The following is a 16,259-nucleotide window of genomic DNA, read 5'->3' as shown; positions in this document are numbered from 1 at the left end:
TCCCCTTCTCTGCGTACTGGGTCGTGCTGGTCGTGCCGTTTGTGCTTCGTACTCAAGTCGTGCCGGCCGGTCGGGCTTCCGTCCTCGCCCGCCCGGCGTACGGACGGCGCGTGGGTGGCGGTTCAGCCCCGGCTGCCCGCCGGGGTGGGGGTCGGGCTCTGGCTGGGCGGCGTCACCGAAGGTTCGAACGCCGTGGCCCCGCTGCCGATCCCGTACGCGCCCGAGCGGCCGGTCAGTTGCTCCCGCAGAGCGTAGACCACCACGACCCGGCCCGCGGCGAAATCGAGAGTGTCGACGGTCGAGACGGCGGAGGCCACGCCTCCCGTGTCGTGCAGGGCCTCGATGACCCCGCCCGCGGCGGAGGCGTTGGCGGTGCCCGCGAGGACGGTGCCGAGAGCGCCGCTGTCGAGGCCGGCCGCGACCGAGACGACGGCGTTCGTCTCCCGCTCGGCGTCCTCCCCGTCGTACGGCTGGGCCGGCGCGAGCACGATGGCCATCGTCGCCCGCTCCTCGGGTTTGCCGCTCACCGTGAGGAAGTCGCCGGACTGGAACGCCTCCAGGACTCCGGCGGCCGCCGCGTTGGTCCGGCCCGCCTGCCCGCGGTCGTTGGTCACGACCGCGCTCGCGAGTATCGCGGCGGCCTTGTCGTACGGCGAGGCGCCGTCGGGGAACGTCGTGCCGGGCGGGGCGAGGGTGGCCGCCAGCCCGTCGACGAGGCTCGCCTGGTCCGCCTCGATGAACTTCTCGGTGAGGCTGATCCTGCCGCTGTAGACGCCGCCCGCGCCGGTCACGAGCTTCTCGACGGCGTCGCGCATCGCGGCCGGCGCGCCCGGCGCCTCGACGAGCAGGACGTGCTCCCCGAGAAGCTGGCCGCGTACGAGGTCGGTCAGGTGCGCGGTGATCAGCGAGTCCGAGCCCTCCTCGCGGCTCTGCAGCTGCGAGATCTGGGCCAGGTTGCTCTCGTTGGCCTTCCGCAGGGACGCGGTCATCTCCTCGGCCGACTTGAAGAACATGGGCTCCAGCACGGTGCTGCCCAGCACGATCCCGACCGTGAGCGCGAGGAAGATCGCCACGATGGAGACGAGGTGATAACGGAAATCGATCACGAGAAGAGTCCGACCAACCAGAAGATGAAGCCGTTCCAGGCCACGCGAAGGCCGTTCAGCCACACCTGGCCGATCGGCGAAACCGAGATCACCACACCGATCGTGACCAGTGTGGTGGCCACGAGCAGCAGCAGGGAGGGGGTCGAGATCCGGCTGCGGTAGAGCCGGCTCACGCCCTTGGCGTCCACGAGCTTGCTGCCCACCCGCAGCCGGGTCAGGAAGGTGCTCGCCGCGCCCGACCTGCCCTTGTCGAGGAACTCGTCGAGCGTCCAGTGCGTGCCGACCGCGACGATCAGCGTGGCGCCCTTGTCGTCGGCCAGGAGCATCGCGATGTCCTCGCTGGTCCCGGTCGCGGGGAACACGACCGCCTCCTGGCCCAGCCGGTGCACCCGCTCCAGCCCCGGCGCCCGGCCGTCCCGGTAGGCGTGGACGACCAGCTCGGCGCCGCAGCGCAGCGCCTTCTCCGAGACCGAGTCGAAGTCGCCGACGATGATGTCGGGGATGTAGCCCGCCTCCAGGAGGGCGTCCGCGCCGCCGTCCACACCGATGAGCACGGGCCGGTACTCGCGGATGTACGGCCGGAGCGTCGCGATGTCCTCCTTGTAGTGGTAACCGCGCACCACGATGAGGGCGTGACGGTTCTCCAGGGTGGTGCGGATGTCCGGGACGCCGACCCCGTCGATGAGCAGGTCGCGCTCGCGCCGGACGTACTCCATCGTGTTCGCGGCGAACGCCTCGATCTGGACGGCGAGGCCCGCCCGGGCCTCGGTCATCGCCGCTTCAATGCTCTCGGCGGTCTGCGGCTCCCCCTTGCCGACCAGTTCGTCGCCGAGGTAGACCATGCCGTCGTGGACGCGGATCACGTCGCCGTCGGCGATCCGCTCGAACAGCTCCGGCGACGCGTTGTCGATCAGCGGGACGCCGGCGTCGATCAGGATCTGCGGCCCGAGGTTGGGATAGCGGCCGCTGATACTGGCGGCCGCGTTCACCACGGCGGCCACGCCGCACGCGACGAGAGCCTCCCCGCTGACCCGGTCGATGTCGACGTGATCGATAATCGCGATTTCACCGGGCCGGAGGCGCTTGGTCAGCCTCTTCGTCCGTCTGTCGATTCTCGCCACTGCCGACACCCCGGGAAGGCCCTCGACCTTCCTGCGGCGGAGGCCCGGAACGCTCAAGCTCGGGACCTTCATCATGACCATCCTGCCAGAGGCGGAGACCGCCACGCTTCCACACCCCAAGGCTCGTCTGAATTGTCACCGCAAGTCAGGGATGTTGCCGAGGTGCGGAACCGGGGGCGTCCTGGCCCGCGCACCTGTCTCGTGACGACGTCCGTCCCCCGTTCCTCCGCCCCCTCGTGCCCCGGGGCTTGACTGCTTCCCGGCGCGCCCTGATCCAAACGCCACCCCCGGCGCGCCCCGCCGAGTGTACGGGAACGGCCAGGTCAGCGCGTACGGGATGCCAGGTCAGCCGGTGGCGGCCCGCCGGCCGGAGCCCCGGGCCGGCTTCGCCGCCTCCTTCTCCCAGGCGCCCTTGTCGGCGGCGGCGATGGACAGCAGTTCCGCCGCGTGCGCCCGCCCGAGCTCGGAGTCCTCCAGGCCGGCCAGCATCCGCGACAGCTCCCGCTCGCGGCCCTCCCGGTCGAGCGCCACCACGCCGCTGCGGACCACCCGGCCGTCGCTCGCCTTCTCGACCACGAGGTGCTGGTCGGCGAACGCCGCGACCTGCGGGAGATGGGTGACCACGATCACCTGGGCGGTGCGGGCCAGCTTGGCCAGCCGCCTGCCGATCTCCACGGCCGCCTTGCCGCCCACGCCCGCGTCGACCTCGTCGAAGACGAACGTCGGGACGGGGTCGGCTCCCGCGAAGACCACCTCGATCGCCAGCATCACCCGGCTCAGCTCACCGCCCGAGGCCCCCTTCGTCAGCGGCAGCGGTGGCGCGCCGGGATGGGAGGCCAGGCGGAGCTCGACCTCGTCGACGCCGTGCGGCCCGAACTCGCCGACGGCGGTGATGGCGACGCTCACCCGCGCGTGCGGCATGGCGAGAGCCGTCAGCTCCTTGGTGACCGCCTCGCCGAAACGCTCGGCCGCGGCGGTCCGGATGGCGGTCAGCTCTCCGGCCAGCTCTGCGAGCCGCCCGCCGAGCTCCCCGTGCTCCCGGGTCAGCTCCTCGATGCGGTCGTCGTCGCCGTCGAGCTCCGTCAGCCGCTCAGCGGCCCGCTGCGCCCAGGCGAGCACGGCGGAGACGTCCTCACCGTACTTGCGCATGAGGCCGTTCAGCGTGGCTCTGCGCTCCTGCACCGCGGCGAGCCGTGCCGGGTCGGCCTCGACCGACTCGGCGTACGCCGCCAGCTCGGTCGCCACGTCGGAGACCAGATAACCGGCCTCGGCCAGCCGTTCGCCCAGCCCGGCGAGCGCGGGGTCGAAGTCGCGCACGGACTCCACGGCCGTCCTCGCGTGGCCGAGCAGCGACACGGCGTCCTGCACGTCCTGCGCGGTCGTCATGGGGTCGCCGAGCAGCGCCGCGTGGGCGGTCGTCGCGGCGGTGCGCAGCGCGTCGGCGTGGGAGAGCCGCTCGGCCTCCTCCTTGAGCTCGACGTCCTCCCCCTGCCTCGGCTCGGCCTTCTCGATCTCCTCCAGGCCGAACCGCAGCACGTCGGCCTCCTGCGCCCGCTCCCTGGCCTTCTCGGTCAGCTCGCGGAGCAGGTCGCCCACCTGCTTGTGCCGCTTGTACGCCTGCTCGTAGGCGCGCAGCGGCTTGACCAGCTCGTCTCCGGCGTAACGGTCGAGCGCCGCGCGCTGCCTGCCCGGCTGCAGCAGCCGCTGCTGGTCCATCTGCCCATGCACGGCCACGAGGTCGTCGGCGATGTAGGTCAGGGTCCCGACCGGTACGGCACGGCCGCCGAGCCAGGCGCGGGAGCGGCCCTCGGCCGAGACCGACCGGGAGATGATGAGCTGCCCGTCCTCGACCTCGCCGCCGACGTCGCCGACCTGCTGGGCCACCCGCCCCTCGGCCTCGATCACGAGGGTGCCCTCGATGAGCGCCTTGTCGGCGCCCGGGCGCACCCTGGCGGGGTCGGCCCGCCCCCCGAACAGCAGGCCGAGGCCGGTCACGACCATCGTCTTGCCCGCGCCCGTCTCACCCGTGACGACGGTGAATCCGGGTGACAGCTCCAGAACGGCCTCGTCGATCACGCCGAGCCCCTGGATGCGGACCTCCTCGACCCGTGGCCGCACTGGTCCCTCCCGTAATGCCGACCGAACCCGCCAGAGATCCTACGCGTAACTCGTCAAGATTTTCGAGGACGGCGAGTCGGGACCGCGAACCGAACGAGAATCTGTGGACAAGGAACCGCTGGTCAACGGGCAAATCACCATCAACCGCCGCGACTCCGTCGCCGATCTGTGGTCACCCGTTCCGCGGCCGGCCGTTCCGTGGTCACCCGTTCCGCGGCCGGCCGGTCGTGGTCGGCCGGTCTTGGTCGGCCGGTCGTGGTCAGCCGGAGCGCACCCGGCCGCGCCAGCCCTGGACGGGCAGGTCGAACTTCGCGACCAGGCGGTCGGTGAAGGGCGCGCCGGTGGTCTCCACGCCGAGCAGCCGGGCGAGCCGTACGGGCACGTCGGCCCTGCGGACCTCCACCCGGGCGCCGGGCGGCACGTCGAAGCGGCGGCGGCCGTCGCACCACAGCACCCCGGCGCTGGTGTCGGGCAGGATCTCCACCGCCAGCGTGGATCTGGGAGACACCACCATCGGCCGGGCGAACAGCGCGTGGGCGCTGTTGGGCACCAGCAGCAGCGCCTCCACCTCGGGCCAGACGACCGGCCCGCCCGCCGAGAACGCGTACGCCGTCGACCCCGTGGGCGTCGCGCAGATCACGCCGTCGCAGCCCCATCGGGACAGCGGCCGGCCGTCGATCTCCGCCACGACCTCCAGCATGCGGTCCTTCTTCTCCACCGACGCCTCGTTGAGCGCCCAGGTCCGCGCGAGCACCGAGCCGTTCAGGCGCACGACGACCTCGATCGTCATGCGTTCCTCGACCTCGTAGCGCCCCTCCGCCACCCGGTCCACCACGGACGCGAGGTCCTCCATCTCGGCCTCCGCGAGGAAGCCCACATGGCCGAGGTTCACCCCCAGCAGCGGCACCCCGGCCGGGCGCGCCAGTTCCGCGGCCCGCAGCAGGGTGCCGTCACCGCCCAGGACGATGATCAGCTCGGCCTCCTGCGACGCGGCCCCGTTCTCGGGGACCACCTCGGCCAGGGCGCAGCCGAGCTCCTCGGCCTCGTCGTCCAGCACCCGGACGTTGACACCCGCCGAGATCAGCCGTTCCATGACCAGCCGGGCGCTGCGCACCGCCGCCTCCCGGCCCGTGTGCGCCGTGACCAGGACGGTCCTCTTGGCGTCCGCCCGGTCGTCCACCACGTCTCCCGTGCCTCCTGTGCCCCCCGTACCGCTGACCGTGCCGCTCACCGTGCTCGTCGTCCCCACGCCTCGCCGCCCGCGCCCGCTCTCCGGCCCGCGCCCGCTCTCGCCGCCCGCGCTCACTGGGGGCCCTCCGCGACCGCCGTACCGATGGCCGCGTCGAGGTCGGGGACCGGGTCGTGTCCCGGTCCCTTCCCCAGCCACAGCAGGTATTCCACGTTGCCCGACGGCCCGGGCAGCGGGCTCGCCGTCACTCCCTTGACGGTCAGGCCCAGCGACCGGGCGGCGACCGCGACGTCCCGCACCGCCTCGGCCCGCAGAGCGGGGTCGCGTACGACGCCGCCCGCGCCCACGCGGTCCTTGCCCACCTCGAACTGGGGTTTGACCAGCATCGCGAAGTCCGCCACCGCGGCCGCGCAGGCCGCCAGCGCGGGCAGGACCAGGCGCAGGGAGATGAAGGACAGGTCTCCGACGACCAGCGTCGGGGGCTCGCCGACCATCTCCGGGGTCAGATCACGGACGTTCACCCGCTCCATCACCGTCACCCTCGGGTCGGTACGCAACGACCAGGCGAGCTGGCCGTACCCCACGTCGACCGCGAGGACGTGCGCGGCACCGTGCCGGAGCAGCACGTCGGTGAACCCGCCGGTCGAGGCGCCGGCGTCGAGGCAGCGGCGCCCCTCGGCGCTCAGGCCCGCGAAGGCGCGCAGCGCGCCGAGCAGCTTGTGCGCCCCTCTGGACACGTAGTCCGGGCCCTCCGGCGTCTCCGCCACGACGATGGGCGCGGCGGTGTCCACCTGGGTGGCCGCCTTGCCCGCGACACGTCCGCTCACACTCACCCGGCCAGCGTCGATGAGCTGCGCCGCCTGCTCGCGGGACCGGGCGAGCCCGCGGCGCACGAGCTCGCTGTCCAGCCGGACGCGCTTCACCCGGCTCGCCCCGGCACGGCGCCCCGCCGTGCGGCGGGCAGACGCATGGCGCTCGAACACACGGCGGGCTTCCGGCCACCGCCGGACGCCGGCACCTGGATCGCCCTCACCGGTGGCTCTCCCGTGGCGTCCCGGCCTCGGCCGGCTGCCCGCCCAGGCCCCCCACGCGGGAGTCCGCTCTGCCGGATTCCCCTCCGTTGGAGTCCTCGACGGACGCGAGCACCGTCTCAAGGCCGGTGAGAACCCGTTCGAAGACGCCCACGTGCACGGACACCGGCGTCTGCGCCAGCTCTCCGAGGGGCGACAACGCGGCCCGCACGCCGTCGGTGCCCGAGGCGGGTGGCTCCCCCGGCGCGATATCGCTGTCCGTCATGGTCCCTTCCTGCTCCGCTCGGCTGCCCGTCACCGCCGCCTGCGGCTGCCGGTCGTCCCGACGCTATCGGACCCGGCCGACGATCGCGTCCCATCCGGCCGTCCCTCGGAGACTTCGCGGTGCCGCCGACCGGCGACTCGGCCTCGATTCCGCGCGGGTGGCCGGTGGAGGGCCTACTGTCGGTGGTAGGAGGAATCGCATCAGCGACCCGTGGCCCGCACGCGGCCCGCGGGAGAACACGGTCCGTGAGGAGAAAGGCAGGCGCATGGCGACCGTCGAGGAGTGCCGGGCGGCGCTGGACAAGCTCGTCGAGCAGTTCGACGGCATAAGCGCGGAGGACCGGGCCAAACACGTCGTCGAACGCCGGCTCGCCTGCCGCATCTCCGACCTCGGCGTGACCTTCTTCGGCCGCCTCCACCGGAACGGCCTCGACCCGTTCAAGGAGGTGCCGCCGGAGGACGGCAGGCCCGCCGAGGTCAAGCTCACGCTGAAGAGCGAGGACCTGATCTCCATGGTGAACGGCGAGCTCGACATGGGCCGTGCGCTGCTCGGCGGCCGTGTCAAGATCGACGCCAGCCTCGGCGACCTCCTCCGTCTCCGCAAGCTCCTCTGACGCCTCCGGCGCTCCCTTCCCAGGCCCCGCTCTTCCCGGACTCCGGTCTTCTCGGATTTTGCTCTTCTCGGACCGGCGTCGCCCGGGCCCGCTCTTCGCGGACTCCGGTCTTCGCGAACCGGCGTCGCCTGGGCCGAACCCGGCGGCGCCGTCCGGAAGGCGGTCTTTGCCCGCTCAGCGGTCTCGGACGGACGCTTCCGGGGTCACCTGCCGAGTGCCGTCAGCGCCCCCTTCACGGCGTCCTCGTCCGCCTGGCCGTCGCCCACCGCCTCCCAGGTGGCGGCGCACGCCGCCCGCAGGCCGTCGACGGAGTCGCCCTCCCCGGTGAGCGCGAGCCTCCCGTCCTCCCACGCGGCCGTCCAGCCGCCGCAGGTCCACCCGGTCGTCCCGCGCCGCACGCCGGCCGGGGGCCGGTGCAGCCCCGACAGGTCGGCGGCGATGTGCGTCGGACGGTGGTGGGGCGCGGCGGTGAGCACGTCGAGAGGACCGGCGACGCCGGTGAGCACCAGCAGGCTGTCGACGCCGGCCCGGTTCGCGCCCTCGATGTCGGTGTCGAGCCTGTCGCCCACGACGAGCGGCCGCTGTGCCCGGGTCCGGATCATGGACTCGCGGTGCAGCGGCGGCTCCGGCTTGCCCGCCACGGTGGGTTCGACGCCGGTGGCAGTGGCGATCACGCGGCTCAGCGAGCCGTTGCCCGGGAGCTTGCCCCGGTCCGTGGGCATGGTGGTGTCCCTGTTGGCCGCGACGAACCAGGCGCCACGGCCGACGGCGAGCGCTCCCTCCGCCAGCAAGCCGTAGGACAGGTTGTCGGCGAAGCCCTGCACCACGGCGGCGGGCTCGTCGAGGGCCGTCGTCACCGGGCGCAGCCCATGCTCACGCAGCGCCATCCGCAGTCCCATTCCGCCGACCACCAGGACGGCCGCGCCCGCCGGCACATGCTCCGCCACCAGCCGGGCGGCCGCCTGCGCGGACGTCACGACGTCCTCCGCGGTGGCGGGAGCGCCCAGGTGACTCAGGTGCTGGGCGATCGCGCCGGGCGTGCGCGACGCGTTGTTCGTCACGTACGCGAGCCGTACGCCGAGGTCCCGGGCCTCGCGCAAGGCCTCCGGCGCGCCGGGGACCGCGTGCCTGCCGAGATAGACGACGCCGTCGAGATCGAGCAGGAGCGTGTCGTAGTCGTCGACGAGCACGCCGGACGTGGGGGAAGAGGTGGTCATCGTCACGCCCGCCTCGCCCGCAGCGTCGCCCGGACCTGCTTGAGCGCCGAGACGTAGTGCCGCAGAGGCCGCATCGCGACCGCCATCGCGAGCGGCTCCTGTGCCGCCTCGATGTCGCCGCTGCGCCACAGCGCCATGCCGAGACCGAAGTAGGCGTAGTCCTCCGTCGGGTTGGCGTCGACGATCCAGCGGAAGCTTCCGGCGGCCTCGTCGTACCGGCGGGAGTTGAACTGGGCCCTGGCGAGCGCCTCGCGGATGCTGCGCGAGCCGGGCTCGGCCTGGGCGGCGTGCTCCAGGATGGCCGCCGCGGCGGCCGGGCTCCCCTCCTCGAGCAGTTTCATGCCACGCCTGAACCACTCGTAGACGCCGCCTGAAGGCGCACCGCCCGGATCATTGGAAGAAGCATAGGACTCGTTTCGTCCTTCGATCATCGGGTAAGCCTTCCTGCACTCCGTTTCGTATGAACCGGGCACCGCAGCGTCGAGGAGTCCGGGCCTTATGGCAACATGCCCGGTATGGAGAGTTCTGAACGGGCGGGACTGGTGCTGCGTCCGTTCCACGGCGTCCGTTACGCGGTGGACGACCTGGCCGCCGTCACCTCGCCTCCGTACGATCTCATCTCCCCTGAGGAACTGCGGGAACTGCTCGGTCGTCATCCGAACAACGTGGTGCGGCTGATCCTTCCCGGAGTCAGCCACTACGGCGAGGCGAGCGCGGCGCTGACCGCCTGGCTGGCCGACGGAGTGCTGACGGTGGACACCCCGCCCGGCTTGTACGTGTACGAGCAGAGCGGCGTCGGCTTCCTGCAGCGGGGCCTGATCGGCGCGGTGGGCGTCGGGTCGCCCGCCATCCTCCCGCACGAGAACGTGCTGCCCGAGCCGGTCGCCGACCGCCTCGCGCTGATGCGGGCGACCCAGGCCAACCTGGAGCCGATCTTCCTGCTGTACGAGGGTGGCGGCACCGCCTCCCGGCTGGTCGACGACGTGGCGACCCAGCGCTTCCCGTCGATGGACGTCCGGACCCGCGAGGGCGTGCACCACCGTCTGTGGGCGGTGACCGACCCGAACGAGATCGAGGCCGTCGCCGAGGACCTGCGCGAGCGCCAGGCGCTGATCGCCGACGGCCACCACCGTTACGCGACGTACGAGGCCCTGCGGAAGGATCACCTCGGGCCCGGCCCCTGGGACTACGGCCTGGCCTACCTGGTCGACTCCACGGTGTATCCGCCCGATCTGCGGGCCATCCACCGGGTCGTTCCCGGGCTGCCTCTGCAGGAGGCGGCCGCACGGGCCAAGGGCGCGTGGCAGGTTCACGAGTTCGCCTCCGTCGAGGACGCCCTCGCGGGGCTCGCCAGGGCGACCGGGCCCGCCTTCGTGCTCGCCGGCGAGGGCCCCGCCCATCTGCTGACGGACCCGGACCCGCTGCAGGTCGAGCACGCCATGCCGGCCGAGCGGTCCGCGCGGTGGCGGGCGCTCGACACCTCGGTGCTCACGATGTTCCTCCTGCCGAAGGTGTGGGGGATCACCGACAGCGAGCAGTCGGTGATGGTCGTGCATCACGACCCGCTCGCCGCCGTGGAGAAGGCCCGCCGCCTCGGCGGCACGGCGGTGCTGCTCAATCCGCTGGCCACCGACGACGTGCTCACTGTCGCGACGCAGGGCGAACGCGTGCCACGCAAGTCGACCTCGTTCGGTCCCAAGCCCCGGACGGGGCTGGTCATGCGGACCTTCGCCGCCGACTGACCCCGTCGCCGTCCGCCGGCTCGGGGCCGGACGCTCCCGGTCCCAGCGGTCGGACCCCGAGGCCCGGCGACCGGGTCAGCCCGCACCGCGACTGTCACGCTCGGCTCCCGCGCCTGGACCATCGGGCCCGGCTCCGGCACCGGCGGCAGCCGATTCGATACCCGCGCCGGGATCCCGAGGCCCGGCCTCCGCGCGGGACCTGTTCCGCGGAGGCGCCGGCTGGAGGCGGCGCGCCGTACGGACCTCGATCTCGTAGCGGCTGCCGCCACGCCACCAGCGGCGACGCAGGGCGCCCTCCACCTCGACCAGATCATCGAGTCGCCAGCCGATCACCGAGTCCCGCACCCCGTCGTCGAACGTCGCGCATTCGATCGCGTCGGAGCGCTGGTAGCCCGGCCCGCCACCCGGCCTGCGAACCGCGAGCCGCCACTGGGTCAGCAGGGTCCCGCTCGGCAGTTCGCGGTGCGCCGGCTCCATGGACAGCCGCCCGGCCAGCACCACCTCGTTGCGGTGCATGTGATCTCCTCTCTGTCAGGGATCACTGTGCGAGATTAGGCTGGGCCCACGAGGACCTGAACGTCGTTCTGTGAATATCGGTTCCAGTTCCGGGGGGTAGCTGTGGACAACGTCACTCCGCTCGGCGGCGAGGTCTACGAGATCGACACCCGGATGGCCGGTTATTCGGGCATCACGGCGGGTTACCTGATCCTCGGCGACCGGCCCTGCCTGGTCGAGACGGGGACCTCGACCTCGGCTCCCGTGGTGCGGGATGCGCTGTCCTCCCTCGGCGTCGGGCCGGACGACCTCGCGACCGTCGTCGTGACGCACATCCACCTCGACCACGCCGGCGGGGTGGGGGACATCGCGGCCTACTATCCCTCGGCCGAGATCGTCGTACACGAGAAGGGGGCCCGCCACCTCGCCGATCCGTCCCGGCTGATGGCGAGCGCGAAGATGGTGTGGGGTGACAAGCTCGACGTGTTGTTCGGCGCCCTGACGCCCACCGACGCGGCACGCATCAGGGCGCTGGGCGACACCGGAACGATCGACCTCGGCGGTGGCCGCACCCTGGCCAGCCACTACTCTCCCGGCCACGCCAAACACCACGTGGGCCTGCTGGACTCACTCACCGGCGACCTCTACGTGGGCGACGCGGCGGGCGTCTACCTGCCCGAGACCGGAGACCTGCGGCCCGCCACGCCGCCGCCGGATTTCGACCTGGATGTCGCGCTCGACTCGATCGCGTTGTTCTCTGCTCTCACGCCGCAGCGACTGCTGTTCAGTCACTACGGCCCCGTGGAGGACGTTCCGTCGATTCTGGAGAGGTCCGCGGAGGAACTGCGTGTCTGGGTGGATCTCACCAGGCGCGCCCACGCCGACGGCATGGAGTTCGATCACGCCGTGGCGATGGTGCGTGACCGGACACGCGAGCGGTACGCCGCGCTGCGCGCCGACGACGCCACCGCGGAACGGTTCGAACTGCTGAGCGAGGCGGCCTCGAACGTGGCGGGAATCATCCACTGGCTGGAGCGCCCTGCGCGATGAGCGTCCACGCGTATGACGGGCGCCGCCGCCCGGGGCCCTACCCCGGCGACGACGCCCGTCGTACGGACGATCAGCGCTTGCCGTGCTCCCCGGAGTCCTCCGGGCCGTCGAGCACGTCCCCGAAGTCGGGCTCGATGAAGGCGGGGCCGAAGGCAGAGACCTCGCCCCTGTTCTCCCTCACGGACCGCTCACCCGGCTCGGCACCGCCCTGCCCCTGCCCGGCCGGTGGTACGGCCGCCTCGCCGGCGGCTGTGGCCGCCCCCGTGGCCGTCCCATCCGCCGCAGTGGTGGTTCCCGCCGCAGTGGTCGTCCCCGGCACAGTGGTCGTTCCCGGCGCGGAGGGAGAACCGTCGTCGGAGAGATCGGCGCCTGGCCGGTCGTCACCCGGGACGTCGCTCTCCACGATCTCGCTCTTCACGCCCTCGCTCTTCACGATGTCGTCCGCCGCGAGATCCTGCTCCGCGAGGTCGCCCTTCTCCGAGTCGCCCTTCTCCGAGTCGCCCGCGACGAGGTCGTCGTCCGGAACGTCCTCGTCGGCCTCGTCGGCGAGGTTCTCGTCGGCAAGGTTCTCCGGAAGACTCGCCTCGTCGTCCTCGTCCTTGACCGCCTCCCGGATCTCCTCGTCCTCGGGGAGACCGCCGTGCTCGCCGGAGCCGGACTCCGAGTCGGACTCGGACTCGTCGGACTCGTCGTAGTCCTCCTCCAGGTCCTCGATGAGTCCTCCGGTCAGCTCCGCGTACCGCTCGGCCGCGTCGGTCTCGCCGTCCTCGTCGAAGCCCATCGCGCGGGCGAACCAGTCGGTGGCCGCCTGCTCGTGCCCGGCCTCCGCGAGGGCGTCGGCATAGGCGAAGGCCAGCCGCGCCGACCACGGCTTCGGCTGGGGGTCGCGCAACTCGGGAACACGCTGCAACGTGATCACGGCCGCGTCGTGCTGGCCGAGGTCGCGGCGCGCTCCCGACTCCACGATCGCGAGCTCGATCCTGCCCGCGCGGTCCAGCCGTTCGGCCTCACTGGAGCGGACGAGGTCGAGCGCCCGTTCCGGCCGCCCGAGACCCCGTTCGCAGTCAGCCATGATCGGCAGATATTCGTCGGAGCCGGTCATCCGGCGGGCGGCGCGCAGGTCGCCGAGCGCCTCGGCGTACTGCCCCGCGTGGTAGGCGGCGATCCCCGTCGCCTCGCGGACCACCCCGATCCTGCCCGCGAACCGCCGGGCCACCTTGGCGTGCTCGTACGCCTTCTCGGGGTCCTCCGCGCTCAGCGCGCGGGCGGCCGCGACGAGGTGACTGGCCACGAGGTCGGCGAGGTCGTTCGGCAGTGAGCCGAGCTCCGCACGCGCCTCCCGGTCGAGTTCGTCAGGCGTGATGTCCGGGTCCAGCGCGGGCAGCTGCTCACGCGGCGTGTTCTCCCTCTCGTCGTCCGGCCGGCCGTACCGGGTGCGGCTGCCGCCCCGGTCGTCCCGGCCGTCCCTGCTGAACGGCCGCGCCTCGCCCCGGTCGCCGCCGGACGGCCGCGACTCGTCGCGGTCCCTGCTGAAGGGGCGGGGACCACTCCGCTCGCCTCGGAACGGAGGCCGCGCCCGATCGCCGGAGCCGGAGAAGGAGCCAGAGCCGGAGCCGGAGCCCGGCCCGCGTCCGCGGAACGTCCGTCCGCCCTCCTCACGGTCACGGCCGGAGCGCCTGTCGTCGCGGTCCCTGAAGGACCCCGCGTTCCGGTCCTCCGCCGGGCGGCGCGGTGGCCGGCCACCGAAGGAGTCGCGGTCGCGGTACCGGGGACCGTCGCCACCCTCCTGCCGGCTCTCGTACGGACGCCTGGGCCTGTCCTGGCCGCCGGCGTCGCCCCGGTCCCGGTCGCCGAAAGAGCGCCGAGGCCGGTCCTCACCGTACGGACGTCGCGGACGATCCTCTCCGTAGGGACGCCGGGGGCGGTCCGGCCGCTGATAGCCGCCCGCGCCCCTGTCCTCGCGGCCTCCCGGACGGCTCTCCTGGCGACCTTCCTGCCGGCCGTGGTCGTCGGAACGGCGCGGCGGCCGGGCATCGTATCCGCCGCGCTCGTCGCGATCACTGCGAGGTGCGAACGGCCGGCCTCCACGGTTGTCCCGGTTCTCGGAGGAGTCACGGTCGCGGAAGCCGTAGCGTCCCCCGAAGCCGCCGCCCTGGCGCTGCGGCCGGTCCTGGTAACCGCCACCCTGGCGCTGCGGACGGTCCTGATATCCGCCGCCTTGACGCTGCGGACGGTCCTGATATCCGCCGCCCTCACGGCGGTCAGGGCGGCGTTCTCCGTACGGCCTGCTGCCACGGTCATCGGAGCGGAACGGCCGGCCACCCCGTTCGTCACGCTCCCGGGCGCCATATCCGCCTCGGGCGTCGTCACGATCGCCGTACGAGCGCCTGGGCTTGTCCGTGCGGAAGGAGTCCCGGTCCTGGTAGGTACGGCCGCCCTGGCGCCCCTCGACGCCCTCGGTCCGGCGGATGCCCTCTCCGCCCTGCTCTGCCCGGCCGCGCCCGAAGTCACGGCCCCCATCGCGGTCGCGGTAACCGCCGCGGTCCCCGCCACGGCCGCCCGCACTGTCGCCGGCGCCGAAGGGGCGACGGTCGCGATCGTTCCTGTCGTCGCGATCGCGATAGCCGCCGCGCCTGTCGCGGTCGCCGTAGGAACCAGTGGGCCGGTCATCCCGGCCACGCGACTCGAACCGCCCACCGGACGGCCTGCCCTGGGGGCGGTAACCCTGCCTGTCAGAACGGAACGGGCGCTCACCGCGGTCACTGCGCTCTCCGCGGTCAGTCCGCTCGGTGCGACCCCCGCGGTCCTCACGGTCGTTGCGGTCGTTGCGGTCGTTGCGGTCGTTGCGGAAGCCTTCTCGCCGCTCCGTGGAGCGGCCACCGAAGCCTCCGCTCCCCCTGTCGCCGCGGAAACCTCCGGTGCGCTCCGCCCGGTCTCTGTTCTCTTCGCGGTTGTCTCCGCCACGGCCCGCGCCGTCGCGCCCGTCTTCTCTGTTCACTTCTGTCCTCTGTTGCTTGCTCACCGCGTCCGGTTCGCCGGCCGCAGGGCTCCTGTCTTCCCTTGTGTCCTGACTGACTTCTGGGGCTTCGTCCTGTACCCGAGGAGTTCCAGGGAAGACGTCATGTCTGTCGCGACTCCGCTGAGACCGCTGTCCGCCGCAGCCTTCGGTTCTCGTTCTACGCGACGAAGGCCACCGCGTGGTGGGTGGCCCGGCACCTGCCAGCCTAGCGCGCCGGTACCACCGCATGAGCCCCGACGGGAGCTTTCCTCATCCGGTGAGACCTCCGCCGACGAGGACTCAAGTTCGGGAAACCAAAAAAAGGGGGGTCATCCCATACGGGATGACCCCCCTCAAAAAATTGTCCGGCGGCGTCCTACTCTCCCACACCGTCCCCGGTGCAGTACCATCGGCGCTGGTAGGCTTAACTTCCGGGTTCGGAATGTAACCGGGTGTTTCCCCACCGCTATAACCGCCGTAACCCCATGAAACACACAACCACACCACACCTTTACGGGTGTGTGCCGGTTGCTGTCTCTGAGATCACATAGTGAACGCGAGCATAATATGGTCAAGTCCTCGGCCTATTAGTACCGGTCAGCTCCACGCATTACTACGCTTCCACTTCCGGCCTATCAACCCCATCGTCTATAGGGAGCCTTACCCACTCTCGTGGTGGGAGACCTCATCTTGAGGCGAGCTTCCCGCTTAGATGCTTTCAGCGGTTATCCCTACCGAACGTAGCCAACCAGCCGTGCTCCTGGCGGAACAACTGGCACACCAGAGGTTCGTCCGTCCCGGTCCTCTCGTACTAGGGACAGCCCCTCGCAAGTCTCCTGCGCGCGCAGCGGATAGGGACCGAACTGTCTCGCGACGTTCTAAACCCAGCTCGCGTACCGCTTTAATGGGCGAACAGCCCAACCCTTGGGACCTACTCCAGCCCCAGGATGCGACGAGCCGACATCGAGGTGCCAAACCATCCCGTCGATATGGACTCTTGGGGAAGATCAGCCTGTTATCCCCGGGGTACCTTTTAGCCGTTGAGCGACACCGCTTCCACACGCCGATGCCGGATCACTAGTCCCAGCTTTCGCTCCTGCTCGACCCGTCAGTCTCACAGTCAAGCTCCCTTGTGCACTTACACTCGACACCTGATTGCCAACCAGGCTGAGGGAACCTTTGGGCGCCTCCGTTACCTTTTAGGAGGCAACCGCCCCAGTTAAACTACCCACCAGACACTGTCCCCCACCCGGATTCACGGGCGCGGGTTAGACGTCCAAAACGACCAGAGTGGTATTTCACCAATGACTCCAC

General features: G+C 71.7%; 13 protein-coding genes and 2 rRNA genes. 3 read left to right on the top strand and 12 right to left on the bottom strand.

Annotated features, from left to right (window positions below; genetic code table 11):
- Positions 1–122 precede the first annotated feature (122 nt).
- From HHX33_RS10740 to HHX33_RS10715, 6 genes are all read right to left on the bottom strand, one after another.
- On the bottom strand, positions 123–1,106 hold the full coding sequence (locus HHX33_RS10740) for a copper transporter (RefSeq protein WP_165900947.1): 984 nt from the start codon (positions 1,104–1,106) through the stop codon (positions 123–125).
- Positions 1,103–2,299, bottom strand: a complete 1,197-nt coding sequence (steA, locus tag HHX33_RS10735; protein ID WP_259402357.1) for a putative cytokinetic ring protein SteA — start codon at positions 2,297–2,299, stop codon at positions 1,103–1,105. Before steA ends, HHX33_RS10740 begins: the two co-directional genes overlap by 4 nt.
- A 273-nt stretch (positions 2,300–2,572) precedes the next feature.
- Complete coding sequence (recN, locus tag HHX33_RS10730; protein WP_182874459.1) at positions 2,573–4,345, bottom strand: DNA repair protein RecN; 1,773 nt, start codon at positions 4,343–4,345, stop codon at positions 2,573–2,575.
- Positions 4,346–4,604: 259 nt separating this feature from the next.
- Positions 4,605–5,525, bottom strand: coding sequence for an NAD kinase (locus tag HHX33_RS10725; protein ID WP_182874653.1), 921 nt, complete (start codon positions 5,523–5,525; stop codon positions 4,605–4,607).
- Between the two features lie 122 nt (positions 5,526–5,647).
- Positions 5,648–6,457 (bottom strand): TlyA family RNA methyltransferase, encoded by an 810-nt coding sequence (locus HHX33_RS10720; RefSeq protein ID WP_117410447.1) that lies wholly within the window; start codon positions 6,455–6,457, stop codon positions 5,648–5,650.
- A 106-nt stretch (positions 6,458–6,563) separates the two neighbouring features.
- The gene (locus HHX33_RS10715) at positions 6,564–6,830 is read right to left on the bottom strand and encodes a hypothetical protein (RefSeq protein ID WP_182874458.1); all 267 of its coding nucleotides are present in this window, start codon (positions 6,828–6,830) and stop codon (positions 6,564–6,566) included.
- Between the two features lie 265 nt (positions 6,831–7,095).
- Here HHX33_RS10715 and HHX33_RS10710 point away from each other — a divergent pair, with 265 nt between their 5' ends.
- Positions 7,096–7,443, top strand: coding sequence for an SCP2 sterol-binding domain-containing protein (locus HHX33_RS10710; protein ID WP_182874457.1), 348 nt, complete (start codon positions 7,096–7,098; stop codon positions 7,441–7,443).
- 203 nt (positions 7,444–7,646) lie between these two features.
- Here the strand turns inward: HHX33_RS10710 and HHX33_RS10705 are convergent, their stop codons facing one another.
- A complete protein-coding gene (locus HHX33_RS10705) occupies positions 7,647–8,660 on the bottom strand; it encodes an HAD-IIA family hydrolase (protein WP_182874456.1) in 1,014 nt (337 codons plus the stop codon).
- Between the two features lie 2 nt (positions 8,661–8,662).
- Positions 8,663–9,001, bottom strand: a complete 339-nt coding sequence (locus tag HHX33_RS10700; protein ID WP_225311584.1) for a tetratricopeptide repeat protein — start codon at positions 8,999–9,001, stop codon at positions 8,663–8,665.
- Between the two features lie 174 nt (positions 9,002–9,175).
- On the opposite strand from HHX33_RS10700, the gene HHX33_RS10695 reads away from it, so the two are divergent.
- Entirely contained in the window at positions 9,176–10,402 is a 1,227-nt protein-coding gene (locus HHX33_RS10695) for a DUF1015 domain-containing protein (protein ID WP_259402347.1), read from the top strand.
- Positions 10,403–10,477: 75 nt separating this feature from the next.
- On the opposite strand, the gene HHX33_RS10690 is transcribed toward HHX33_RS10695, so the two are convergent.
- On the bottom strand, positions 10,478–10,918 hold the full coding sequence (locus HHX33_RS10690; protein WP_182874454.1) for a single-stranded DNA-binding protein: 441 nt from the start codon (positions 10,916–10,918) through the stop codon (positions 10,478–10,480).
- A gap of 102 nt (positions 10,919–11,020) precedes the next feature.
- Here HHX33_RS10690 and HHX33_RS10685 point away from each other — a divergent pair, with 102 nt between their 5' ends.
- On the top strand, positions 11,021–11,947 hold the full coding sequence (locus HHX33_RS10685; protein WP_310741299.1) for an MBL fold metallo-hydrolase: 927 nt from the start codon (positions 11,021–11,023) through the stop codon (positions 11,945–11,947).
- Positions 11,948–12,017: 70 nt separating this feature from the next.
- Here the strand turns inward: HHX33_RS10685 and HHX33_RS10680 are convergent, their stop codons facing one another.
- The 3 genes from HHX33_RS10680 to HHX33_RS10670 all read right to left on the bottom strand — a co-directional run.
- Positions 12,018–14,945 (bottom strand): hypothetical protein, encoded by a 2,928-nt coding sequence (locus HHX33_RS10680; protein WP_182874453.1) that lies wholly within the window; start codon positions 14,943–14,945, stop codon positions 12,018–12,020.
- 363 nt (positions 14,946–15,308) lie between these two features.
- Positions 15,309–15,425, bottom strand: a 5S ribosomal RNA gene (gene rrf / locus HHX33_RS10675).
- Between the two features lie 87 nt (positions 15,426–15,512).
- Positions 15,513–16,259 (bottom strand): 23S ribosomal RNA (locus HHX33_RS10670); the annotation flags it as partial.

It is taken from the genome of Microbispora sp. H10670, from assembly GCF_014161385.1.
Classification (GTDB): Bacteria; Actinomycetota; Actinomycetes; order Streptosporangiales; family Streptosporangiaceae; genus Microbispora; species Microbispora triticiradicis.
The sequence above is the reverse complement of the archived record's forward strand: the minus strand, read 5'-3'. Positions and strand labels throughout refer to the sequence as shown.

Excerpts from the sequence above, each read along its gene's own strand:
- steA (WP_259402357.1), bottom strand. The coding sequence starts at position 2,299 with ATGAAGGTCCCGAGCTTGAGCGTTCCGGGCCTCCGCCGCAGGAAGGTC.
- HHX33_RS10715 (WP_182874458.1), bottom strand. The coding sequence starts at position 6,830 with ATGACGGACAGCGATATCGCGCCGGGGGAGCCACCCGCCTCGGGCACC.
- HHX33_RS10710 (WP_182874457.1), top strand. The coding sequence starts at position 7,096 with ATGGCGACCGTCGAGGAGTGCCGGGCGGCGCTGGACAAGCTCGTCGAG.
- HHX33_RS10705 (WP_182874456.1), bottom strand. The coding sequence starts at position 8,660 with ATGACCACCTCTTCCCCCACGTCCGGCGTGCTCGTCGACGACTACGAC.
- HHX33_RS10700 (WP_225311584.1), bottom strand. The coding sequence starts at position 9,001 with ATGAAACTGCTCGAGGAGGGGAGCCCGGCCGCCGCGGCGGCCATCCTG.
- HHX33_RS10695 (WP_259402347.1), top strand. The coding sequence starts at position 9,176 with ATGGAGAGTTCTGAACGGGCGGGACTGGTGCTGCGTCCGTTCCACGGC.
- HHX33_RS10690 (WP_182874454.1), bottom strand. The coding sequence starts at position 10,918 with ATGCACCGCAACGAGGTGGTGCTGGCCGGGCGGCTGTCCATGGAGCCG.